Annotated in this window: 15 protein-coding genes; 6 read left to right on the plus strand and 9 right to left on the minus strand. The window is 62.8% G+C overall.

The window, feature by feature from the left end; genetic code table 11:
* Positions 1 to 236 precede the first annotated feature (236 nt).
* A complete protein-coding gene (locus NKH04_RS00230) occupies positions 237 to 1,088 on the plus strand; it encodes an ABC transporter substrate-binding protein (protein WP_352501702.1) in 852 nt (283 codons plus the stop codon).
* A 14-nt stretch (positions 1,089 to 1,102) separates the two neighbouring features.
* On the opposite strand, the gene NKH04_RS00235 is transcribed toward NKH04_RS00230, so the two are convergent.
* Entirely contained in the window at positions 1,103 to 1,513 is a 411-nt protein-coding gene (locus NKH04_RS00235) for a tellurite resistance TerB family protein (RefSeq protein ID WP_023677339.1), read from the minus strand.
* 246 nt (positions 1,514 to 1,759) lie between these two features.
* Here NKH04_RS00235 and NKH04_RS00240 point away from each other — a divergent pair, with 246 nt between their 5' ends.
* Positions 1,760 to 3,415, plus strand: a complete 1,656-nt coding sequence (locus tag NKH04_RS00240) for a lysine--tRNA ligase (RefSeq protein ID WP_352685723.1) — start codon at positions 1,760 to 1,762, stop codon at positions 3,413 to 3,415.
* On the opposite strand, the gene NKH04_RS00245 is transcribed toward NKH04_RS00240, so the two are convergent.
* The 7 genes from NKH04_RS00245 to NKH04_RS00275 all read right to left on the minus strand — a co-directional run bounded on the left by NKH04_RS00245 (position 3,378) and on the right by NKH04_RS00275 (position 12,331).
* Positions 3,378 to 4,217: a thermonuclease family protein gene (locus tag NKH04_RS00245; RefSeq protein WP_352813677.1), complete on the minus strand. Its 840-nt coding sequence runs from the start codon at positions 4,215 to 4,217 to the stop codon at positions 3,378 to 3,380. The genes NKH04_RS00240 and NKH04_RS00245 overlap by 38 nt on opposite strands.
* Positions 4,218 to 4,228: 11 nt before the next feature.
* On the minus strand, positions 4,229 to 4,873 hold the full coding sequence (locus tag NKH04_RS00250) for a S24 family peptidase (RefSeq protein WP_352995600.1): 645 nt from the start codon (positions 4,871 to 4,873) through the stop codon (positions 4,229 to 4,231).
* Between the two features lie 82 nt (positions 4,874 to 4,955).
* On the minus strand, positions 4,956 to 7,175 hold the full coding sequence (locus NKH04_RS00255; protein WP_353043900.1) for a 3-hydroxyacyl-CoA dehydrogenase NAD-binding domain-containing protein: 2,220 nt from the start codon (positions 7,173 to 7,175) through the stop codon (positions 4,956 to 4,958).
* 12 nt (positions 7,176 to 7,187) lie between these two features.
* Entirely contained in the window at positions 7,188 to 8,396 is a 1,209-nt protein-coding gene (locus tag NKH04_RS00260) for an acetyl-CoA C-acetyltransferase (RefSeq protein ID WP_352685715.1), read from the minus strand.
* A 31-nt stretch (positions 8,397 to 8,427) separates the two neighbouring features.
* The gene (locus NKH04_RS00265) at positions 8,428 to 9,597 is read right to left on the minus strand and encodes an acyl-CoA dehydrogenase family protein (RefSeq protein ID WP_353011848.1); all 1,170 of its coding nucleotides are present in this window, start codon (positions 9,595 to 9,597) and stop codon (positions 8,428 to 8,430) included.
* A gap of 239 nt (positions 9,598 to 9,836) precedes the next feature.
* On the minus strand, positions 9,837 to 11,633 hold the full coding sequence (locus NKH04_RS00270; protein ID WP_352470099.1) for an acyl-CoA dehydrogenase: 1,797 nt from the start codon (positions 11,631 to 11,633) through the stop codon (positions 9,837 to 9,839).
* Positions 11,634 to 11,869: 236 nt separating this feature from the next.
* Entirely contained in the window at positions 11,870 to 12,331 is a 462-nt protein-coding gene (locus tag NKH04_RS00275; protein ID WP_023677331.1) for a MerR family transcriptional regulator, read from the minus strand.
* Between the two features lie 550 nt (positions 12,332 to 12,881).
* Between NKH04_RS00275 and NKH04_RS00280 the strand changes: the two genes are divergently transcribed.
* From NKH04_RS00280 to NKH04_RS00295, 4 genes are all read left to right on the plus strand, one after another.
* Positions 12,882 to 16,742, plus strand: coding sequence for a peptidoglycan-binding protein (locus NKH04_RS00280; protein ID WP_353043901.1), 3,861 nt, complete (start codon positions 12,882 to 12,884; stop codon positions 16,740 to 16,742).
* Positions 16,743 to 16,933: 191 nt separating this feature from the next.
* Positions 16,934 to 17,857 carry a sulfite exporter TauE/SafE family protein gene (locus NKH04_RS00285; protein WP_023676949.1) on the plus strand — a complete coding sequence of 308 codons (924 nt, stop codon included), beginning with the start codon at positions 16,934 to 16,936 and terminating at the stop codon, positions 17,855 to 17,857.
* A complete protein-coding gene (locus NKH04_RS00290; RefSeq protein WP_352448631.1) occupies positions 17,857 to 18,648 on the plus strand; it encodes a TIGR02186 family protein in 792 nt (263 codons plus the stop codon). The genes NKH04_RS00285 and NKH04_RS00290 overlap by 1 nt, the downstream gene beginning before the upstream one ends.
* 108 nt (positions 18,649 to 18,756) lie before the next feature.
* Complete coding sequence (locus NKH04_RS00295; RefSeq protein WP_353043902.1) at positions 18,757 to 20,013, plus strand: Hsp70 family protein; 1,257 nt, start codon at positions 18,757 to 18,759, stop codon at positions 20,011 to 20,013.
* Between the two features lie 5 nt (positions 20,014 to 20,018).
* On the opposite strand, the gene NKH04_RS00300 is transcribed toward NKH04_RS00295, so the two are convergent.
* Positions 20,019 to 20,921: a LysR substrate-binding domain-containing protein gene (locus tag NKH04_RS00300; RefSeq protein ID WP_353043903.1), complete on the minus strand. Its 903-nt coding sequence runs from the start codon at positions 20,919 to 20,921 to the stop codon at positions 20,019 to 20,021.
* Positions 20,922 to 20,967 lie beyond the last annotated feature (46 nt).

Consider the following 20,967-nt stretch of genomic DNA (forward strand, 5'->3'; position numbering starts at 1 on the left):
GGCCAATGGCAGTGATCAACCCGCACCACGCCATCAACCCCGGACTGCAAAGCTGCCTCCCCCGTGCGTCCTACTGCTCCTCTTCAGCCGGCATCACGCAGTCACTTGCAAACTCACTAAACAATATCCCTAAATTGCAATGATGAAACCAAAAACCGTCGCACCTGTGTTTTTTTCGTACAAAAACCTGTGTTATTTCGTACGAAAGCCGGGGCAAGACCGAACGGAGTCGTCGCGTGGCGTTTCGGCGCATATCCATTTCATTGATCTCGATATTGATCGGAGCGCAATCGCTTGCGGCTGCTGCGCTCGCCGCGGAGCCGCAGGTGCCCGTGTTCTGGGACGCCAAGGAGCGGCTGCCAAAGCCGGACCTTTCGATGCTGCCGCGGCTGCGATTCCTGACCACCACGGATTTCCCGCCGTTCAATTTCCTCGATGGGGCAGGCCGGCTGTCGGGCTTCCATGTCGACCTGGCGCGCGCCATCTGCGCCGAGCTCGGCGTTGCCGAAAAATGCCAGATCCAGGCGCTGCCCTGGGCCGAGCTCGAAGGTGCGCTCGGGAAAGGCGAGGGCGAAGCGATCATTGCCGGCATCGCCGCGACGCCGGAGTCGCGGTCGAAATACGCATTTTCACGCTCCTACCTGCAATTTCCGGCCCGCTTCATCATGCTGAAGACACAGGCGCTGACCGAACCAATGTTCGACAAGCTGCGCAGCAAGCGTGTCGGCGTGATCGCCGGCTCCGCGCACGAGCGGGTGCTGCGCGATTATTTCGGCGACGTCCAAATCGTCCCGTTCGCAAAGCCGGAGGAGCTTTATGGCGAGCTGAAAGCCGGCAAGATCGACGCCGCCTTCGGCGACGGCATGCGTTTCGCCTTCTGGCTCGGCGGTTCGGATGCAGCGGGCTGCTGCCGCTTTGCCGGCGGCCCCTATCTGGCGCCCGAATATCTCGGCTCAGGCATGGCAATCGCCACCAGGGCCGACGATCCGGCACTGGCCGCCGCTTTCGACTACGCGCTGCAGGAAATCTCGGTGAAAGGCACGTTCGCCGAGTTCTATCTGCGCTATTTTCCCGTCAGTTTTTTCTGAGCTTGGCCGCCGGCTCAGGTCAGCGTGCGAAGGCGGGCCTTGGCGGCTCGCGCAATGGCGGCGACCGTCAGCGCATCGAGGTCGAGTTCCCGGCGGACGAGCTGCAGAACGCGTACCTCCTCCAGGCGCATTTCGAGATCGACAGCTGCGACCTCGAAGGCGGCGGCATAGGCGGTGTCACGCAGGCGTTCGGGCAGCGCCTCGGCGACGCGCGCCAGGACGCCCTCCAGCCCATCCTTTTCATGCAGCATTTTCTGGCAGGCCTGGGCGACCTCGACCAGCCGCTCCTGGTTGAAATCCTCAAACACCGGCCAGGATCGAACGACGTCGCCGATCCGCGCCAGTTCGACGTCGGTCATGTCGCGGTCTGACGCCGAGGTGATGACCATCAGGTAGATCATGGCTTCGTGTGGCGACAATGGCATTTACAACTCCTTGAGATGGTCCCGAAGTTAGGAACGAGGGACCGGCGTCGCAAGGAAAAACAGCCGCGATCGTTGGCGCTCCGATCACGCCTTGGAACTTGATCCATCCTGACTATCGGGACGGGGGCTCTTAATCTTCTTGCCTGATCACGGTCCTGCCCGAAAACCGGGTTCCACTTTTCGGGATCATGGTCTAGAGCATGCGGCTGCCGGCATGGATGCTGGCAAAGTTGCAGGAATAGCATCATGGCCGAACAACAGCCGATCGATCTCAGCCCGGAAGTCCTCGCCGCCGCCGCCGAAAGCAAGGCGTGGCCATTCGAGGAAGCGAAAAAGATCGCCGCCCGCTACGCGAGCAGCGGCTACCCGGAAACGGTGCTGTTCGAGACCGGCTACGGCCCGTCCGGCCTGCCGCACATCGGCACGTTCGGCGAGGTGGCGCGCACATCTATGGTGCGCCACGCCTTCCGCGTGCTGACTGAAGACAAGGTCAAGACGCGGCTGCTGTGCTTCTCCGACGACATGGACGGATTGCGCAAGGTGCCTGACAATGTGCCTAACAAGGACATGCTGCGCGCCTATCTCGGCAAGCCGCTGACCAGGATACCGGACCCGTTCTCCAATGAGTATCCGTCCTTCGGCGCCGCCAATAACGCACGGCTGCGCACTTTCCTCGACCGTTTCGGCTTCGATTACGAATTCGCTTCCTCGACCGACTATTATACTTCCGGCCGCTTCGACGCGACGCTGCTCAAGATGCTCGAGCGCTTCGATAAGGTGATGGCAATTATGCTGCCGTCGCTGCGCGAGGAGCGGGCGCTGAGCTATTCGCCCTTCCTGCCGATCCATCCCAAGACCGGCATCGTCATGCAAGTCGCGATCGACGAGCGCAAGCTCGACGCCGGCACCATCGTGTGGCGCGACCCGGACACCGGCGAGCGCTTCGAGACGCCGGTGACCGGCGGTCATGCCAAGCTGCAATGGAAGCCAGATTGGGCGATGCGGTGGGCAGCACTCGGCGTCGATTACGAGATGTCCGGCAAGGATCTGATCGATTCCGTCAAGCTCGCCGGGCAGATTTGCCGCGCGCTCGATGCTCCGGCACCGGAGGGCTTCAATTACGAGCTGTTCCTCGATGAGAACGGCCAGAAGATCTCGAAGTCGAAGGGCAATGGGCTGACCATCGACGAGTGGCTGACTTACGCGCCGACCGAGAGCCTTAGCCTTTATATGTTCCAGCGCCCGCGAACCGCGAAGAAGCTCTATTTCGACGTCATCCCGAAGGCGGTAGACGAATATTACACGTTCCTCTCTGCCTATCAGAGGCAGGACTGGAAGGAGCGGCTGGGCAATCCGGTCTGGCACATGCATGACGGCAATCCCCCGGCAGTCGACCTGCCGGTTCCGTTCTCGCTGCTGCTCAACCTGGTCAGCGCCTCGAATGCGCAGAACAGGGACGTGCTGTGGGGTTTCATTTCGCGCCACGCGCCGGGTGTGACGCCGACAACCCATCCCGAGCTCGACCGGCTGGCCGAATATGCCATCCGCTATTTCGACGATTTCGTGAAGCCGGCGAAAGTGTACCGTGCTGCCGACGCGGTCGAGCGCGAGGCGCTGACCAAGCTTTCGGTAGCGCTCGCCGCGCTGCCGGCTGATGCCGACAGCGAGGCAATCCAGAACGCTGCCCTCAATGTTGCGCGCAAGATCGAGCGCTACCAGGACCATTCCAAGCAGAGCCCGGAGGGCGGACCCGGTGTCTCCGTCGCCTTCTTCCAGATGATCTATCAGGTGCTGATAGGTCAGGAACGCGGACCGCGCTTCGGCTCCTTCGCCGCGCTCTACGGCATCGCCGAAACGCGCGAGCTCATTCAGCGGGCGCTGGCTGGTCAACTGGCGGCATGAGGACGCCGTCTTGCTCCTCCAGGATCGAGCTAGGCGCTACAGGCGCGGATCGCGACGCAGCAGCCGGGAGCGGCGGCAGGCCTGAAACGCTCGGCGCCGGCCCGAAGACGCCTTTTTTTGCTGCACGCGCCTTCTCGCCGGCTTCTGCGTAAGGGCCGCCCTTGGCGGCGCGCGCCCAGCCATTTTCGACCAGCCATTGGCCGATATCCTGATTGCCGATCCGGCACTCGGCGGCGATCAGATCACGACCGCCTTCGGGCGGCACGGCACAGACCACCGCACGACTGCGGAGAAAGGCGCGGAAGGCCGTTCGCGCCCGAATGCCGCAATTCCAGGACTCGCCGCCGTCGGTGCAAGTCTCCTCCTGCTTGACGATGTCGATACCGGAAACCGCAATCGAATAGCCCTTTGCTTCGATGACCCCGGCGGCCGACGCGACGGGCTGGAATAGTTTCGTGCCTTTCCAGTCGTCAGGCATTTTCGTTTTTGGCGGCTTGGGCGGTGCGGCCAATGCCAGATCGCTCAACGGGGCGCGCGGCTCTATCCGTTCAAGCTCGTTGGAACCGGGCTGCGGCGGCACCACGATTTCTGGATCGATTGCCCTCGAATGCGCCGCCTGCTTGGCCGGAACTGGTTTCGGGATGGCCGACGTAGCCGGCGCGGCGGGCTGAGGTTCAGCGCCGACCTGGATTTGCTCCCAGGGGCCGCCGCCTTCGCTCTGGACGGCGCGGCCGCCGGCGACAATTGCCGTGGCCATCGCCGGGATCGCCAGAACAGCCAAGGCAAGGTGAGGCAGACGCACCGGCCCCGCGCCTACTGGCTTGCCCAGACAATCCGCGCCACCCATTCGATATTGTGCATGGGGATGTCGCGGTCCGGGTGATCGGGATTGAGGGAGACCAGCGCGATCGACCTCGGTGTCTGGCGGTCGAGCACCTTGGCCATCACCTCGCCGGCATTGGTCTTGACGACGACGCGATCACCCTTTCGTATGGTAGCCCCTGGCTCGACGATCAGGACATCGCCATTGCGATAGAGCGGCAGCATGGAATCGCCCTGGACCTTCAAGGCATAGGAGGTTTCGGTTGCCCGTGCCGGAAGCTCGATAAGGTCCCATCCCTGCCCCGCTGGGAACCCGGCGTCGTCGAAGAAGCCACCGGCGCCCGCCTGGGCGAAGCCGAGCAGCGGCACCGACGATCTCTGCACGGGTAGTGCGCCGGAATTACCCCGACCCTCGACCAGCCCCGCAAATTCGTCCAGCGAGGCGCCGGTCGCCTCAATGATCTTGGCCAGCGATTCGGTCGACGGCCAGCGCGGCCGTCCATCTGAGGACAGCCGCTTCGATTTGTTGAAGGCGGTCGAGTCGAGGCCAGCGCGCTTGGCCAGTCCAGAGGCCGAAAGCGAATAACGCTCGGCAAGAGCGTCGATGGCGGCCCAAACGCGGTCGTGCGAGAGCACCTTGCTCTTCCTTCGAAACAGGAAAAAATACCTTCCCTGTTCTACCCCTTGGCCGCCATCTTGTCCACCGCCGAAGACGGCGTCAGGCCGCCTCCTTGGCCTCGTCCCTGGTATAGGGATCGAAGCGCTCGTAGAAGGTCTCGCCCTTCTCGGCCATATCAAGCAGCAGCTTCGGCGCCTTGAACTCGGTGCCGTATTTCTTCTGCAGGCGCTTGGCGAGTTTGACGAATTTCTTAGCGCCGATGCCGTCGATGTAGGACAGTGCACCGCCTGTATAGGGCGCGAAGCCGAAGGCCAGGATCGAGCCGACATCGGCCTCGCGTGGGTCGGTAACGATGCCCTCTTCCATCACCCGTACCGCCTCAAGCGCGATGGTGACCAGCAGCCGCTGCTTCAGTTCCTCATAATCCACCTGCTCCGGCGCCAGCTGCGGGTAGAGATCCCTGAGGTCTGGCCACAGCTTCTTCTTGGCCGGTTTTGCCGGATAGTCATAGAAGCCCTTGCTGTTCTTGCGGCCCAAGCGACCATGCGTGTCGACCATCGTGTTGATCAGCGCCATCTGCTTCGGATCGACCGCCTTGTCGCCGAGATCGCGCATGGTCTGCTTCATGATCTTCTGGGCAAGGTCGATCGCGGTCTCGTCGGTCAACGCCAGAGGACCGACCGGCATGCCGGCGGCTTTCGCCGCATTCTCGATCATCGACGCCGGAACACCTTCGATCAGCATCTTGTAGGCTTCCGACATGTAGCGCAGTACGCAGCGATTGACGTAAAAACCGCGCGTATCGTTGACAACGATCGGCGTCTTCTTGATGGCGCGGACGAAGTCGATTGCGGTGGCCAGCGCCTTGTCGCCGGTCTTCTTGCCGAGGATGATCTCGACCAGCATCATCTTGTCGACCGGCGAGAAGAAGTGGATGCCGATGAAATTCTTTGGCCGCGCCGAATTCCTGGCCAGCGATGTGATCGGTATGGTCGACGTATTCGAGGCGAAGATCGCCGACTGCTTGAGCACAGCCTCGGCCTGTTCGGTGGCATCCTTCTTGACGGCCGAGTCCTCGAACACCGCCTCGACCACAAGATCGCAGCCGGCAAGATCCGCGTAATCGGCCGTCGGCGTGATCAGCGACAGCAACCGATCCTTGTCCTGCGGCTTGGCACGGCCCTTTTTCACCTGATCCGAGATAAGGGTCTCGGAATGCGCCTTGCCCTTGGCGGCGGACTCCATGTCACGGTCGAGCAGCACCACCGGAATGCCGGCCTTGGCCGTCACATAGGCAATGCCAGCGCCCATGAAGCCGGCGCCGAGTACGCCGATCTTCTTGAACTTCGTTTCCGGCACACCGGCCGGGCGGCGCGCGCCCTTGTTCAGTTCCTGGAGCGACACGAACAGCGAACGGATCATCGCTGCCGCTTCCCTGGTCTGCATAATCTCGGTGAAATAGCGTTGCTCGATCCGCAGGGCGGTGTCGAACGGCACCAACAAGCCCTCGTAAACGCATTTCAGGATGGCGGCAGCGGCGGGATAATTGCCATAGGTCTCGCGGCGCAGAATGGCGATGGCCGGGGGCCACAGATTGGCACCGGCCACCGAATAGATCGGGGCGCCGGGCAGCTTGAAGCCCTTTTCATCCCATGGCGCCACCGGTTTCAAGCCGTTCCTGATCATCGCCTTGGCGGTTTCGACCAGCTTGTCCGGCTCGGCAATCTCATGGATCAGGCCCATCGACTTGGCCTTCTGAGGCGACAGCGTCTGGCCGGACGTCAGCATTTGCAGCGCCTGCTGCTGGTCGGTCAGCCGCGGCACGCGCTGGGTGCCGCCGGCGCCCGGAAAAATGCCGATCTTCACTTCGGGAAGCGCCATCCTCACTTTGTCTGAATCGGCCGCGACACGGCCATGGCAGGCGAGCGACAATTCGAACGCGCCACCCATGCATGTGCCGTTGATCGCCGAAACCCATGGCTTTCCCGAAGTTTCCAGCTTGCGGAACAGGCCGTTCATGGTGCCCGCATTGTCGAACAGGGCCTTGGTCGCCTTCTCCGGGTCCTTCGCCTTGTCGGCGGCAAGGGTCGCCAGCATCTTCTGCAGCATGGTGATGTCGGCGCCGCCCGAGAACGTATCCTTGCCGGAGGTGATCACCGCGCCCTTTATCGCTGCATCGCTCGCCACTTTGTCGACGATGGTATTCAGTTCGAGCATCACCTCCTCGGTGAAGACGTTCATCGAACGGTCCGGCATGTCCCAGGTGACCAGCGCAATGCCGTCGGCGTCGATGTCGAGGGTGAAATTGGTGTAGCTCATCATCTCTCTCCGTCAGACGCGTTCGATGATCGTTGCAGTGCCCATGCCGGCGCCGATGCAAAGCGTCACCAGCGCGGTGTTGAGGTCGCGGCGTTCCAATTCGTCCAGCACCGTACCGAAAATCATCGCACCGGTGGCGCCGAGCGGATGGCCCATGGCGATGGCCCCACCATTGACGTTGATCCGGTCATGCGGAATGTCGAAAGCCTGCATGTAGCGCAGCACCACCGAAGCGAAGGCCTCGTTGAGCTCGAACAGGTCGATGTCCGACAGCTTCATCTTCGCCCGCTTCAACAGCTTCTCGGTGACGTCGACGGGGCCGGTCAGCATCAGCACCGGTTCGGAGCCGATGTTGGCGAACGCACGGATGCGTGCGCGCGGCTTGAGGCCGAGCGTCTTTCCCGCCTTTTTCGAGCCGAGCAGCACGACCGCCGCGCCATCGACGATGCCGGAGGAATTGCCGGCATGGTGGACGTGGTTGACCTGTTCCACCTCGGGATGCTTCTGCACGGCGACGGCGTCGAAGCCGCCCATTTCGCCGGGCATGACGAAGGACGGGTTGAGCGCGGCAAGCGACTGCATGTCGGTCGAGGGCCGCATATGTTCGTCATGGTCGAGGATGGTCAGGCCGTTCTGGTCCTTGACCGAGATCACCGAATTCTTGAAGCGGCCCTCGCCCCACGCCTTGGCGGCACGCTTCTGGCTTTCGACTGCGTAGGCATCGACGTCGTCGCGCGAAAAGCCGTATTTGGTGGCGATCAGGTCGGCCGAGATTCCTTGCGGCACGAACCAGCCGGGTAGGCCGACCGATGGGTCCATGAACCAGGCGCCGCCGGAGGCGCCCATGCCGACGCGCGACATCGATTCGACGCCACCGGCGATGACGACCTCGTCGGCGCCCTGCGCGATCTTGGCGGCGCCGAAATTGATGGCGTCGAGGCCCGAGGCGCAGAAACGCGATATCTGCATGCCAGGCGCCTTGGTGTCGTAGCCGGCCTCGAAAGCGGCGGCACGTGGAATGACCGCACCCGCCTCGCCAACCGGATCGACACAGCCGAAGATGATGTCGTCGACGGTACCGGTGTCCAGCCCGTTGCGGTCGCGGATGGCCTCGAGCACCTTGGCGCCGAGCCGCACCGCCGGCACTTCGTGCAGAGAGCCATCCTTCTTGCCCCTGCCGCGCGGCGTGCGCACGGCATCATAGACATAAGCTTCGGCCATTTTCCTGCTCCTTGGGTTTGCTGAAACTCGCTCAGAGCGAGCGCCCGATCAGCAATTTCATGATCTCGTTGGTGCCGCCGTAGATGCGCTGGACGCGGGCGTCGCGGAACATGCGCGCAATCGGATATTCATTCATGTAGCCATAGCCGCCATGCAATTGAAGGCATTCGTCGACGACTTTTCCTTGCAGGTCTGACAGCCAGTATTTGGCCATCGAAGCGGTCACCGGGTCGAGGCCGCCGTTAATGTGGCGGGCAACGCAGTCATTATAGAAGACGCGGCCGATGGTCGCCTCGGTCTTCAATTCGGCAAGCTTGAACTGGGTGTTCTGGAATTCGATGATGGCCTTGCCGAAGGCCTTGCGCTCCTTGACGTAGTCGATGGTAAGCGCCAGCGCCCGCTCGACCATGGCAATAGCAGTGGTGCCGATCTGCAGCCGCTCCTGCGGCAATTGTTGCATCAACTGGACGAAGCCCTGGCCTTCGTGGTTGCCGAGCAGGTTCGAGGTCGGCACACGTACGTCGTTGAAGAACAGTTCCGACGTGTCGTTGGCCTTGAGGCCGATCTTGTCGAGGTTGCGGCCGCGCTCGAAACCCTCCAGCTCGTCGGTCTCGACGACGATCAGCGAGATGCCCTTGGCGCCCTTCTCAGGATCGGTCTTGGCAACGACGATGATGAAATTGGCGAGCTGGCCGTTGGTGATAAAGGTCTTCGAGCCGTTGAGCTTGTACTGGTTGCCGTCCTTTTCGGCGCGCGTCTTGACGCCCTGAAGGTCGGAGCCCGCACCGGGCTCGGTCATGGCGATGGCGCCGATCAGCTCGCCGCTCGCCAGCCTCGGCAGCCACTTCTTCTTCTGCTCCTCCGAGCCGTAGTGGAGGATATAGGGGGCAACGATCGAATTGTGCAGGCCAATGCCGAACCCGTCGACGCCGACATGGCCGATCGCCTCGATAATGGCGCTCTCATGCGCGAAGGTGCCGCCCGATCCGCCATATTCCTCCGGCATCGAGGCGCACAGCAGGCCGGCAGCACCCGCCTTCAGCCAGCTCTCGCGGTCGACCATTTCGTTCTTCTCGAACTCGTCGTAACGCGGCGCGATCTCTTCCGACATGAAGCGGTGCGCCATGTCGTAAAGCATGCCGACCTCGTCCGCCGCCCAGGCGGGCTTGGGAAGGCCAAGGATTTCGGCGGGGTGGGTCATGGTTTCTCCCTCGCGCCGACGTTCCCCTCCCCCTCGAGGGGAGGGTGGCCGCGAAGCGGCCGGGTGGGGTCGCCGATGACTTGCTCGACCTTATCTTTTACAACCTGCGCCATGTGCCACGGCATTGCGATCATTTTCCTCACAGGGCATGCACCAGAATGGAGGTCGGCGCACTGCACGCAGGACCCCTCCCGGCCCTTCGGGCCACCCTCCCCTCGAGGGGGAGGGGAACGCCGAAGCTAGAACGCTTCCGCCGGCAGTGCCATCAATGTGTCGGCACCGCTGGAGATGCGGGCAAGATGCGCCGACGTCTCCGGCATGATCCGCTCTATGAAGAAGCGCGCCGTCACCAGCTTGTTGTCGTAGAAAGACGAAGCGCCGTCGGCGCCATTCGCCAATTTCGCTGCGGCCACCCTGGCCATCTGCGCCCACATATAGCCCAGCGCCACCAGGCCGAAGAGATGCATGTAATCGGTCGAGGCGGCACCGGCGTTATCGGGCTTGGCCATGCCGTTCTGCACCAGCCACATCGTCGCCGCCTGCAGATCGTTGAGGCCCTTTTTAAGCGCCTTGGTGAAGGGCGCCATCGTCTCGTCGGTGCGGTTTTCCTCGCAGAACTCTCCGACTTCCTTAAAGAAAGCCTGGACCGCGCGGCCGCCATTCAAGGCCAGCTTGCGGCCGACGAGGTCGAGCGCCTGGATGCCGTTGGCACCCTCATAGATCATGGCGATGCGCGCATCGCGGACGAACTGGCTCATGCCGTGCTCTTCTATATAGCCGTGGCCGCCGAAGACCTGCTGCGCCATTACCGCATGATCGAACCCCTTGTCGGTGAGCACGCCTTTGACCACCGGCGTCATCAGGCCGGTGTAGTCGTCTGCGACCTGGCGATCTTTGTCGTCTCCGGAGCGGTGAGCGATGTCGGACTTGATCGCCGTCCACAGCGCCAGCGCGCGGCCGGCCTCGTTGAAAGCCTTCATGGTCATCAGGCTGCGGCGGATGTCCGGATGGACGATGATCGGATCGGCCTTCCTGTCCGGCGCCTTCGGCCCTGACAGCGAGCGGCCCTGCAGACGATCCTTGGCGTAGGAAACCGCATTCTGATAGGCGACCTCCGATAGCGAGAGGCCCTGCAGGCCGACGCCAAGCCGCGCCTCATTCATCATGGTGAACATTGCTTTCAGCCCGCCATTGGCCTCGCCGAGCAGCGTGCCTTCAGCGTCGTCGTAATTCATGACGCAGGTCGAGTTGCCATGGATACCCATCTTCTGCTCGATCGAGCCACAGGAGACGGTGTTCTTCTCGTCCGGATTGCCTGAGGCATCGAGCTTGAGCTTCGGCACGATGAACAGCGAGATGCCCTTCACGCCATCCGGCGCGCCCTCGATACGGGCCAGCACAAGGTGGACGATATTGTCCGACATGTCATGCTCGCCGGCAGAGATGAAGATCTTCTGACCGGAGATCCTGTAGGTGCCGTCGCCATTTGGGACGGCCTTGGTGCGCAGCAAGCCAAGATCGGTTCCGCAGTGTGGCTCGGTCAGGTTCATGGTGCCGGTCCAGGCGCCCTCGACCAGCTTCGGCAACCATGTTGCCTTCTGCTCTTTGGTGCCATGGGTGATGATCGCAGCGATCGCGCCTTGCGTCAGGCCGGCATACATCATCAGCGACATATTGGCCGACACCATGTATTCGGCAACCGCAGTGTGCACCGCGTAGGGCAAGCCTTGCCCGCCAAACTCGACAGGTGCCGCGAGCCCCATCCAGCCGCCTTCGCGATACTGGTCGAAAGCTTCCTTGAAGCCTTTCGGCGTCGTTACCGAACCGTCGTCATGGCGCATGCAGCCTTCCACGTCGCCAACGCGGTTCAGCGGCTGCATCACGTTTTCGGCGAGCTTCGCGCCCTCGGCAAGGATGGCCTCGAGCACATCCGGTGTGGCGTCGGAAAATCCGGGAAGATTGGAATAACGCTGATATCCCAGCACTTCGTTCAGCACGAACAGCGTGTCCCGGACCGGCGCTCTGTAGATCGGCATGCGTTTCCTCCACCATGCGGTCTTGGCCCCGAACTCAGCCCCAGCATATGAGGATGGCAGACGGACCAACGTTGTGGTCGAGATAACAAATATTGACGTTTGCGTAAACGTCAATTCTGCGCTGCGGCAAATTTTCTCCCGCGCGCCAGGACGACAAACGACAAAGCGCGGCAAACGACGAAGAACCGCGCAGCGAAAGCCGCGCGGCTCCTATTCGTCACAAATCGAAGCTTAGTTTAGCTCGCCACACTGGCCTGCGGCGTCGAGCGCTCGATCAGCATTTGCCGGACGGTCGACATCGAAGCACTCAGTTCGCTGATGGCATCGTCGATCAGTGCCCGCTGCTTCTGCAGGCGGGCAAGCTGCTTCTCCGACTTGTCGAGCGCCAGCCGCAATTGCTTGGTGTTGGAGCCGTTCGGATCGTAGAGGTCCATCATCTGCTTGACGTCACGCAGCGAGAACCCGACCTTGCGGCCAAGCAGGATCAGCTTCAGCCGGGCCCTGTCGCGGCGTGTATAAAGACGGGTCGAGCCGTCGCGCTGCGGGTTGAGCAGACCCTTGTCCTCGTAGAAACGCAGCGTACGCAGCGTCACTCCGTATTTCTTGGCCATTTCGCCGATGCGGACAAGCTCTTCACCGGCTTCGCTCGACATATCGTTGGTGTTGGCCGCGGCTTGGCCGGGCGAAATAAGTTTCATGGTCACTGGCTTTCCCCGTCTGGTGGCATCGCGGTCGCCGACCTTGCGTCGCCTGAGTGAAAGCGGGGGCGTGCTTCCACTCGTGGTTTCAACAAACAAATCGCAAACGGCGTAATCCGCTCATTTACGTTTACGTCAATTCTATATCGATAGCCGCCTCAGCACGCAAGAGTGTTCTGGTCTTGCAACTTTATGCCGCAGCACCAGCGGACAACCTAAAAGGTCGTTGCCGATTTCGGGAGCGATCATGCGGCTGATCAAAATTCTACAACGTCTTTTGCGCGTTCAAAAAAGACACCCGCGCCGTCGGCAGCCAGCCGACAAAGTTGCAACTTCTTAAGCTTGGTTAACGCGTTGTTTACCACGTTGGGGCGAAATGTGCGCATGTCGGTTACCCGTGTCTATCCTGTACTGAATTTTTCACGGTTTTTCGGAGCGCGGATGAGACCGGGAAGCTCGTCTTCCACTGCAACAAGCCAAGCAGTCGCCTTCGTCCCGGCAGGACTTTGGGAACCTGGTGAAAGCCAGCAATTCTGAAACGGGCGCATTGATGAACAGCAAGCGGTCCTACCTCGATACACTCAACGCCGGCAGGCAACGCCGGCCGCACACGACGCTTGAAGAGCTCAACCGCTCCCTGGAAACTCTGGAGCAGCGGCTGGAGCGGACGCGCGAGGAGACGGCAAGCCACGCCGATCCGCGCCGACCAGCGGCAGAACCACGCTATCCCAGCGCCCAACCCTATGGCCAGCAGCGCCGGTATGAGGATCCACGCGCGCAGCGGCCGAAAGGTCCAGCAGCGGCTTTCGACCAGAATTACCAGGCGATCGCCCGCGATATCGACCGGGTGCGGGGCCAGGAGGACGGCGTCGCCCTAGCCGGCAAGATCGCCGGCGAATTGCGCGGCCTGCGCGAAGAGTTGCGCCAGCAGATGACCTCCGGCCTGCAACGCGAGTTCGAGGTACTGCGCAAGAATATTGAGCGAGCCTTCCAGTCAAATGGCGGCGGCAAAGGCAGCGCCGAACTCAGCGTCGAATTCGAGCGGCTTTCCGGCGCCATCCAGACACTGGCCGAAAAAAGCGACGACAGAAGCGACAATATGCTGCGGCTCGAGCTTGAGCAGGTCAAAGCCGCGCTCGATACGCTGGCGCGCGAGGAGAGCGTGCAGGCGGTCGGACGCCGCTGGGACGATTTCGACCGCCGCTGGAACGCTTTCGAGGATCGCGTCGAGGCCGATCAGCGCAAGCGTTCCGATGCACCCGGCCTGTCGGCGCTAACGGAGCGGCTCGAACAGATCAGCAATGCCGTCAGCAATCTGCCGGAATCGCTGTCGCTGCGCTCGCTCGAGGAAAAGGTCCGCACGCTTGCCGGAGCGGTCGACCATTTCGCCCGCCAGCAGGACAATCGCGGCGGCGACACATTCAGTCAGATCGACGAGCGGCTCGACGAGATTTCCCGCGCGATCGTCGCCTCGACGGTTGCCGCGCAAGCCAATTCGTTCGACCCCGAGCCCTTCGAACGCATCGAGAAGCGGATCGATTCACTGGCCCAGCAAATCGAAGAAGTGTCGCAGGATCGTCCGGGTCGGGAGGTCATCGACCGTCTCAACACATTGTCGAGCCGCGTGGATGAACTGGCCGGCCGAGCCAATCTGCCGGAACAGGCGATGGAGCGCCTTGCCAGGCAAGTCGCGCTTATTGCCGACAAGATCGACGACGCACCTGCCATGCCCGACGCCGACTACATCTTCCAGGGGCTCGAGCAGCGCTTCGACGTGCTGTCCAGCATGATGGAACGTCGCCAGGGCGACGCAATCGAACAAGGCAACATGCTGTTTCGCGACCTTGAGCGCCGGTTGGACGAGGTCGCCGACAGGCTGGACCAGCGCATGCCGCAGGTCGATAGCGCCGGCATCATGGATGCCATCGACGCCCGCTTCACCGCGCTGGCCAAGCGGATTGAGACGCGCGTTCCAGATCCCGCCAACGAGGCGGCGATCCGTGGCCTGGAGAGCCGGCTCGAAGACATCTCAAGCCGGCTGGATTCGTCCGCGGCACAGGTCGCCAGCATCGACCCGGCGTTGATCCGCAGCCTTGAAGCGCAGGTCGCCGGCCTGACGGCGCATCTTTCCAAGCCTGGCACGCCGCTGCCGGAATTCGACGACATCAGCCCGCGTCTCAACGAAATCGAGAAGTCGCTGGCCGGAACCCGCGATTCCATCCTCGGCGCGGCGCGCGAGGCGGCTGAGAGCGCCGTCCGCTCACTGGCCGGATCAAGCGCCAACACGGCGGCCGTTACCGGCCTCGCCCAGGACCTGAAGACGCTCGAGGCACTGACGCGGCGTTCGGACGAGCGCAATTCGAGAACGTTCGAGGCTATCCACGATACGCTGCTCAAGATCGTTGACAGGCTTGGTTCATTGGAGACGGGCGAACCGGCAAGCGCGGAGTTGAGCAAGCGTTTCGGCCGGCCATCCAAGATCTCGGTACAGGACGCACCGTCGATGGACCTCGACCAGCCGCTGCCGTTGACAGGCAGCATGGCCGATCTCGACGGCCGCGCCGCGGCGCTCGTCCGCGACGAGCCAGGTCCGCGTACGCCAGCCGAGGCCGCCGCCGCAGCAGCCCTGGCGGCTCTCGGTTCAGACACGACGCGTGAAAAATCCGAGCAAGGCGGCGGCAGGAAATCGATGTTAGGCGGGCTGGCGCGCGCCTTGAAGGGCAAGAAGGACGCCGAGATGCCGCCGCTTGCAGGCTCGGCGCAGAGCGCCGAGATACCGAGCGTCGATCTCGACGAGCCCCTCGACCCCAAGCTCGCCAACCGGCCACTGGAACCCGGCTCCGGCGCACCCGACCTCAGCGCCATCATGAAGCGCGTGCGCGACGAGCGCGGGCAGCCGACCCGGGAAGGCGGCGCTGAGGCGGCAAAATCGGACTTCATTGCGGCAGCCAGACGGGCTGCGCAAGCGGCGGCTGCCGAGGCGGACGCCCTCAAGCGCCAGTCGACGATGAAAGGCCCGGTCAAGGCACTCAGGATCGGCGACCTGCTCAAGGCGCGGCGCAAGCCGATCCTGATGGGGGCAATCGCCATCATGCTGGCGCTTGCCGGCCTGCAACTGGGCAAAGCCTTCTTCTCCGACCCGGTCGAAGTCACCAACAATGAGGCGGCACCGGCCGTGGCCGTACAGCCGGTGGAAACCAATTTGGCCAGCGTTGCCAGCGAGCCGAAGGCGGACGCGCAGACGACACCACAGGAGAGCGCGCCGTCGCCCACCGTCAGGCAGGCAGAGCCATCCGCATCGATGACCAAGGACGACACGGCGGCGCAAACCGGCCCCGCTACACCGGCAGCCGAGACATCGACGGCGCCCTCGGCTTCCGCGGAGCCCGCTGACCTGGTGGCGCAAGACTCCGCGGCCGCAGTGCCCACGCCGGCAGCGGCGACGGCCAGCGACGCCGAGCCAATGGCTGCCGCGCCTGCTATAGCCACCGCTGCGACGCAGGACTCGACCGGCACGGTGCCACCGGCGGATGCTGCCGCGGCAGGCGTTGCCAAGATCGACGTTCCGGCCGATGCCGGTCCGGCCGCCCTGCGCGATGCCGCGGCGGGCGGCGACGCCAAGGCGCTGTTCGAGATCGGCTCGCGCTACGCCGAGTCTCGCGGCGTCAAAGAAGACATGGCGGCGGCGGCCAAATGGTATGAGAAAGCTGCCGAACTCGGTTTCGCGCCGGCAGAATACCGCATCGGCAATTTCTACGAGAAGGGCATCGGCGTCGCACGCGACATCAAGAAAGCGAAAACCTGGTACCAGCTTGCCGCAGCGCAGGGCAATGCCAGCGCGATGCACAATCTTGCCGTGCTGTTTGCGATGGCGGCGGATGGCGTGACCGACAATGAATCGGCAGCGCGCTGGTTCCAGGCGGCGGCGGATCTCGGCGTCAAGGATAGCCAGTTCAATCTCGGCATCCTCGCGGCGAAGGGCGTCGGCATGAAGCAGAACCTCGAGGAGAGCTACAAATGGTTCGCACTCGTCGCCAAGACCGGCGACAAGGATGCGGCGGCCAAGCGCGACGAGATCGCCAAGGCGCTGAGGCCCGAGCAGCTGGAGCGTGCGCGGGCCCAGGCTGAACTGTGGAAGGCCAAGCCGCTCGATCCAGCCGCCAATTCGGCCGACGTTCCTGAATCGTGGCAGGACGGCACACCGCAGACGACCGCCGGCATCGACATGAAGAAAGCGGTCCAGAACATCCAGCGCATTCTCAACAAGAACGGCTACGAGGCCGGCAATCCCGACGGCATGATGGGCCAGAAAACCAAGAACGCGATCATGGCCTTCCAGGCCGACAACGATATGAAGGCAACCGGCGCGATTGACGAAAAGCTGGTCAAGGCGCTGCTTGCGCGTAAATAACGGCGGATGCGTCGTTTCCGCGACGCCCTTGCCACAGATTTGCCTGTTAACTGATTGAGTTGTTTTTTGTTTCGGCGGTGCGGCGAAGTTTGACTTCACGGCCCGGCCGGCGCAAGAACGAGATAGCCTTCTGACGCAAAATGCCCGCAACGGTTGCATTCGCCAGGAGGCAAACTAATCGAGACTGACGGGTGGGCATCTATCTCCCGATCGCGGAAATTTCCGTCAACATCTTCGTGCTGCTGGCCATGGGTGCGGCGGTGGGTTTCCTGTCGGGCATGTTCGGCGTGGGCGGCGGCTTTCTCATTACGCCACTGCTGATCTTCTACAACATACCGCCGGCAATCGCGGTCGCCACCGGCGCCAACCAGGTCATCGCTTCCTCCTTCTCCGGCGCCCTGTCGCACATGAAGCGCGGCACGCTCGACTTCAAGCTTGGGGGCGTGCTTTTAGCCGGCGGCATCGTCGGCTCGACTGGTGGTATCTATGTCTTTGCGCTCCTGCGCCGGCTCGGCCAGCTCGACCTGTTCATCTCGCTGCTCTACGTCGTGCTGCTCGGCACCGTCGGCGGACTGATGCTGGTCGAGAGCGTCAATGCGCTGCGCGCTACTCGCAGCGGCGCCGCACCGGTGTTGAAGAAATCCGGCCAGCATAATTGGATCCACCGCCTGCCGCTGAAGATGCGGTTCAGGGCCTCGAAGCTCTTCGTCAGCGTCATTCCGGTGCTTGGGCTGGGCGCGGCGATTGGCTTCCTGTCCTCGATCATGGGCGTCGGCGGCGGCTTCATCATGGTGCCGGCCCTGATCTACCTTTTGAAAGTGCCGACCAACGTCGTCATCGGCACCTCGCTGTTCCAGATCATCTTCACCTCGGCTTACACCACGCTGGTCCACGCCACCACCAATCAGACGGTCGACGTCATGCTCGCCTTCCTGTTGATGGCAGGCGGCGTCGCCGGCGCGCAATATGGCGCCAAGGCTGGTCAGAGGCTGCGGGGCGAGCAACTCAGGGCACTGCTGGCGCTGCTCGTGCTGGCGGTAGCCATCCGGCTTGCCATCGATCTTTTCGTCACGCCGCCCAATCTCTATTCTCTGTCCGGCGTGGGCCTGAGCTGATGGCCGGCCTAAGGACGCTCGCGGCCGCCGTCTTGCTGTCGCTGCTGGCTGCTGCGCCACCGGCGAAGGCGCAGGCGCCACTAACCGAAAACATCCAGATCGGCCTTTCCACCGACAATGTCTCGATTACCGCCGGCTTTTCCGGCGCCGACCTGACCATTTTCGGCTCACTGGAAAATGCCGATCCGCTTGTCGCGCGGCAAGGGCGCTACGACGTGATCGTCGTGCTGGAAGGCCCGGCTCGGCCGGTTGTCGTGCGCCGCAAGGACCGGGTGCTCGGCGTCTGGGTCAATCTGGAGTCGGAGACCTTCAAAAACGTACCTGTCTCCTATTCGGTGGCGACGACGCGGCCGCTGCAGGACGTCACCGATCCGAACAGCTACAAGCAGCTGTCGCTTGGCGCCTCCAACCTCTATTTGCAGCCGGCCGACGCGGAGGACAGCCCGGCGACAATCGAGGAGTTCACCGCCGCGCTGCGCGAACGCAAGGCGGCGACCGGCCTCTACAGCGAGAATGTCGGCGGTGTGCAGTTCCTGTCGCAGAACCTGTTCCGCGCCACCGTCAGGCTCGCCCCAAACGTTCCGGTCGGCACCCATAAGGCCCGCGCCTTCCTGTTCAAGAGCGGCTTGTTCATCAAGGAAAGCTCCGCCCAGCTCGAAATCCGCAAGTCCGGTTTCGAACAGTCGATCTTCCGCGTCGCGCACGACTATTCCTTCCTCTACGGTGTCTTTGCCGTATCGCTTGCCATGCTGACCGGCTGGCTCGGAAGACTGGTGTTCAGGAAAGACTGAACTCTCGTAAAAGTGGTTTCCCTTTCCGAGGGTATGGGTTAGACCGCGACCCCCGGCCCGACCGGACACGAGCTGCTGCTCCCCAAATCAGAAATACAGGAACGCACGATGCGACCAGCATTCGCCGGGATCGACTTCGGCACTTCGAATTCCACCGTAAGCGTGGTCAGGAACGGGCAGCCGCGGCTGGTGGCGTTGGAAGACGGCCAGGTCACGCTGCCCAGTGCGGTATTCTTCAATTTCGAGGACAACCACACCTATTTCGGGCGACGCGCCCTTGCCAATTATACGGACAGTATCGAAGGCCGCCTGATGCGCTCGTTGAAGAGTGTGCTCGGCAGCTCGCTCGCCCACGAAAAGACGCGCATCAAGGCGCGCTCGATCGGCTTCATGGAGATTGTCGGCCTGTTCGTCGGCCATCTGAAAAAGAAGCTGGAAGAAGAAGCCCATGACGCGGTCGACAGCGTCGTGCTGGGACGGCCCGTGCAGTTCGTCGACGACGATGCCGAGGCCGACGCCAAGGCGGAGCACGAACTCGAAAACGCCGCTCGTGCCCACGGCTTCAAGCAGATCGCCTTCCAGTTCGAACCGATTGCCGCGGCGCTCGACTACGAACAAAAGGTGACGCGCGAGGAACTGGCGCTGATCGTCGACATGGGCGGCGGCACGTCCGACTTCTCAATCGTGCGGGTCTCGCCCGAGCGCGCCCGCTCGCTTGACCGCAAGGACGACATCCTGGCCAGCCGCGGCATCCACATCGGCGGCACCGACTTCGACCGGCTGCTGAGCATCGCCCATGTGATGCCGCAGCTCGGCTATCTCTCACCGACCAAGGATGGCAAACGTAATCTGCCGGCGAGCTACTTCATCGACCTGGCGACGTGGCAGCGCATCAACCTGGTCTATACCGCGAGGGCGATGACGCATCTGCGCCAGATCCGCTATGAGGCGGAGCACGCAGACCTGGTCGACCGCTTCATCCACATCGTCGAGCATCGTTACGGCCACGCGCTGGCGGCGCTGGTCGAAAAGGCCAAGATCAAGCTGACGGACCGATCGTCGGCCGATGTCGACGTCGCGCTGCCCGAGGTGAGGTTCACGGCAGAAATCACGCGCAAGGGTCTCGAAGCCACCATAGCCAGGGACATTGAGCGTGTTGCGGCTACGGTCGAGCAGACCATCCGCGACGCACAGGTGAAGGCCTCGGACATCACCGCGGTGTTCCTGACCGGCGGATCGACCGCGATCCCGCTGGCCAGGCAGCAGATCCTGGCGCTGGTGCCGCAGGCGTCGGTAATCGAAGGCGATGTGTTCGGCTCGGTCGGGCTTGGGCTGGCGCTCGACGCGCAGCGGAAGTTCGGCTGATCGGCTTAAAGCGGCGCGGCTCTCTCAGCTTTGCCGCCAAGATGCGCCTTGAGCGCCATCTGGGCCAGGCTTGGCTGCCGGTCGCGATGCGTGATCATGGCAAATTCGCGCTTCGGCAGATCGACCGGCACAGAACGCAGGCTGCCTTCGGCGACCGCGCGGGCGACGACGAGTTCCGAGATGATGCTGGCGCCGGCTCCGGCCTCGACCGCCTGGCGAATAGCCTCATTGCTCGGCAATACCAGGAATATCTGCAGGTCCGCGAACGAAACCCCGTCGCGTCGGGCAAGGTCCTCCAATGCCTCGCGCGTGCCCGACCCGCCTTCGCGGATGATCCAGCGAAGCCCGCCAAGGTCGGGATGTCCAGGCGAAACTTCCGCGATCTCCGGGTGCGAGCGCGCCACGACCAGCATCATGCGATCGATATCGACCTTGGCACGCCGCAAAATGTCGGATTCGGTGCGCCCCTCGACCAGGCCAAAATCGGCTGCGCCATCAAGTACATTGGTCTCGACCTGCCTGGTGTTGCCAATGCTCACGCTCAGCCTGACGGCAGGATAGGCTTCGTGGAAAGAGGCGAGCCGGCGCGGCAGCCAATAGCTGGCGATGGTCTGGCTGGCAGCTATCGAGAGACTGCCTGATATCGTCTGCGAGACATGCTCCAGCACATTGTGGGCCGCCGCAGCCCGCTCGAGGACCGCCTTGGCTTCGGGCAAGAATCGGCGTCCGGTCTCGGCGAGCTCGATGTTGCGGCCGACGCGGTTGAACAACTGGACGCCATGCTGCTGTTCGAGCGAGCGGATCGCGGCGGATGCGGCCGACTGTGAGATGCCCAGCAACTCGGCCGCTTTGGTCATGTGCGCCCGTTCGGCGACGGCGACGAAGATCCGCAACTGGTCCAGGGTCATTCCGATACTAAGAAGCAAATCCGATTGGAACTACAAGAGCAAGTTG

The organism is Mesorhizobium sp. M1365, from assembly GCF_040317865.1.
GTDB lineage: Bacteria > Pseudomonadota > Alphaproteobacteria > Rhizobiales > Rhizobiaceae > Mesorhizobium.

Excerpts from the sequence above, each read along its gene's own strand:
- NKH04_RS00240 (WP_352685723.1), top strand. The coding sequence starts at position 1,760 with ATGGCCGAACAACAGCCGATCGATCTCAGCCCGGAAGTCCTCGCCGCC.
- NKH04_RS00295 (WP_353043902.1), top strand. The coding sequence starts at position 18,757 with ATGCGACCAGCATTCGCCGGGATCGACTTCGGCACTTCGAATTCCACC.
- NKH04_RS00235 (WP_023677339.1), bottom strand. The coding sequence starts at position 1,513 with ATGCCATTGTCGCCACACGAAGCCATGATCTACCTGATGGTCATCACC.
- NKH04_RS00300 (WP_353043903.1), bottom strand. The coding sequence starts at position 20,921 with ATGACCCTGGACCAGTTGCGGATCTTCGTCGCCGTCGCCGAACGGGCG.
- NKH04_RS00280 (WP_353043901.1), top strand. The coding sequence starts at position 12,882 with ATGAACAGCAAGCGGTCCTACCTCGATACACTCAACGCCGGCAGGCAA.
- NKH04_RS00260 (WP_352685715.1), bottom strand. The coding sequence starts at position 8,396 with ATGGCCGAAGCTTATGTCTATGATGCCGTGCGCACGCCGCGCGGCAGG.
- NKH04_RS00255 (WP_353043900.1), bottom strand. The coding sequence starts at position 7,175 with ATGAGCTACACCAATTTCACCCTCGACATCGACGCCGACGGCATTGCG.
- NKH04_RS00290 (WP_352448631.1), top strand. The coding sequence starts at position 17,857 with ATGGCCGGCCTAAGGACGCTCGCGGCCGCCGTCTTGCTGTCGCTGCTG.
- NKH04_RS00270 (WP_352470099.1), bottom strand. The coding sequence starts at position 11,633 with ATGCCGATCTACAGAGCGCCGGTCCGGGACACGCTGTTCGTGCTGAAC.
- NKH04_RS00265 (WP_353011848.1), bottom strand. The coding sequence starts at position 9,597 with ATGACCCACCCCGCCGAAATCCTTGGCCTTCCCAAGCCCGCCTGGGCG.
- NKH04_RS00275 (WP_023677331.1), bottom strand. The coding sequence starts at position 12,331 with ATGAAACTTATTTCGCCCGGCCAAGCCGCGGCCAACACCAACGATATG.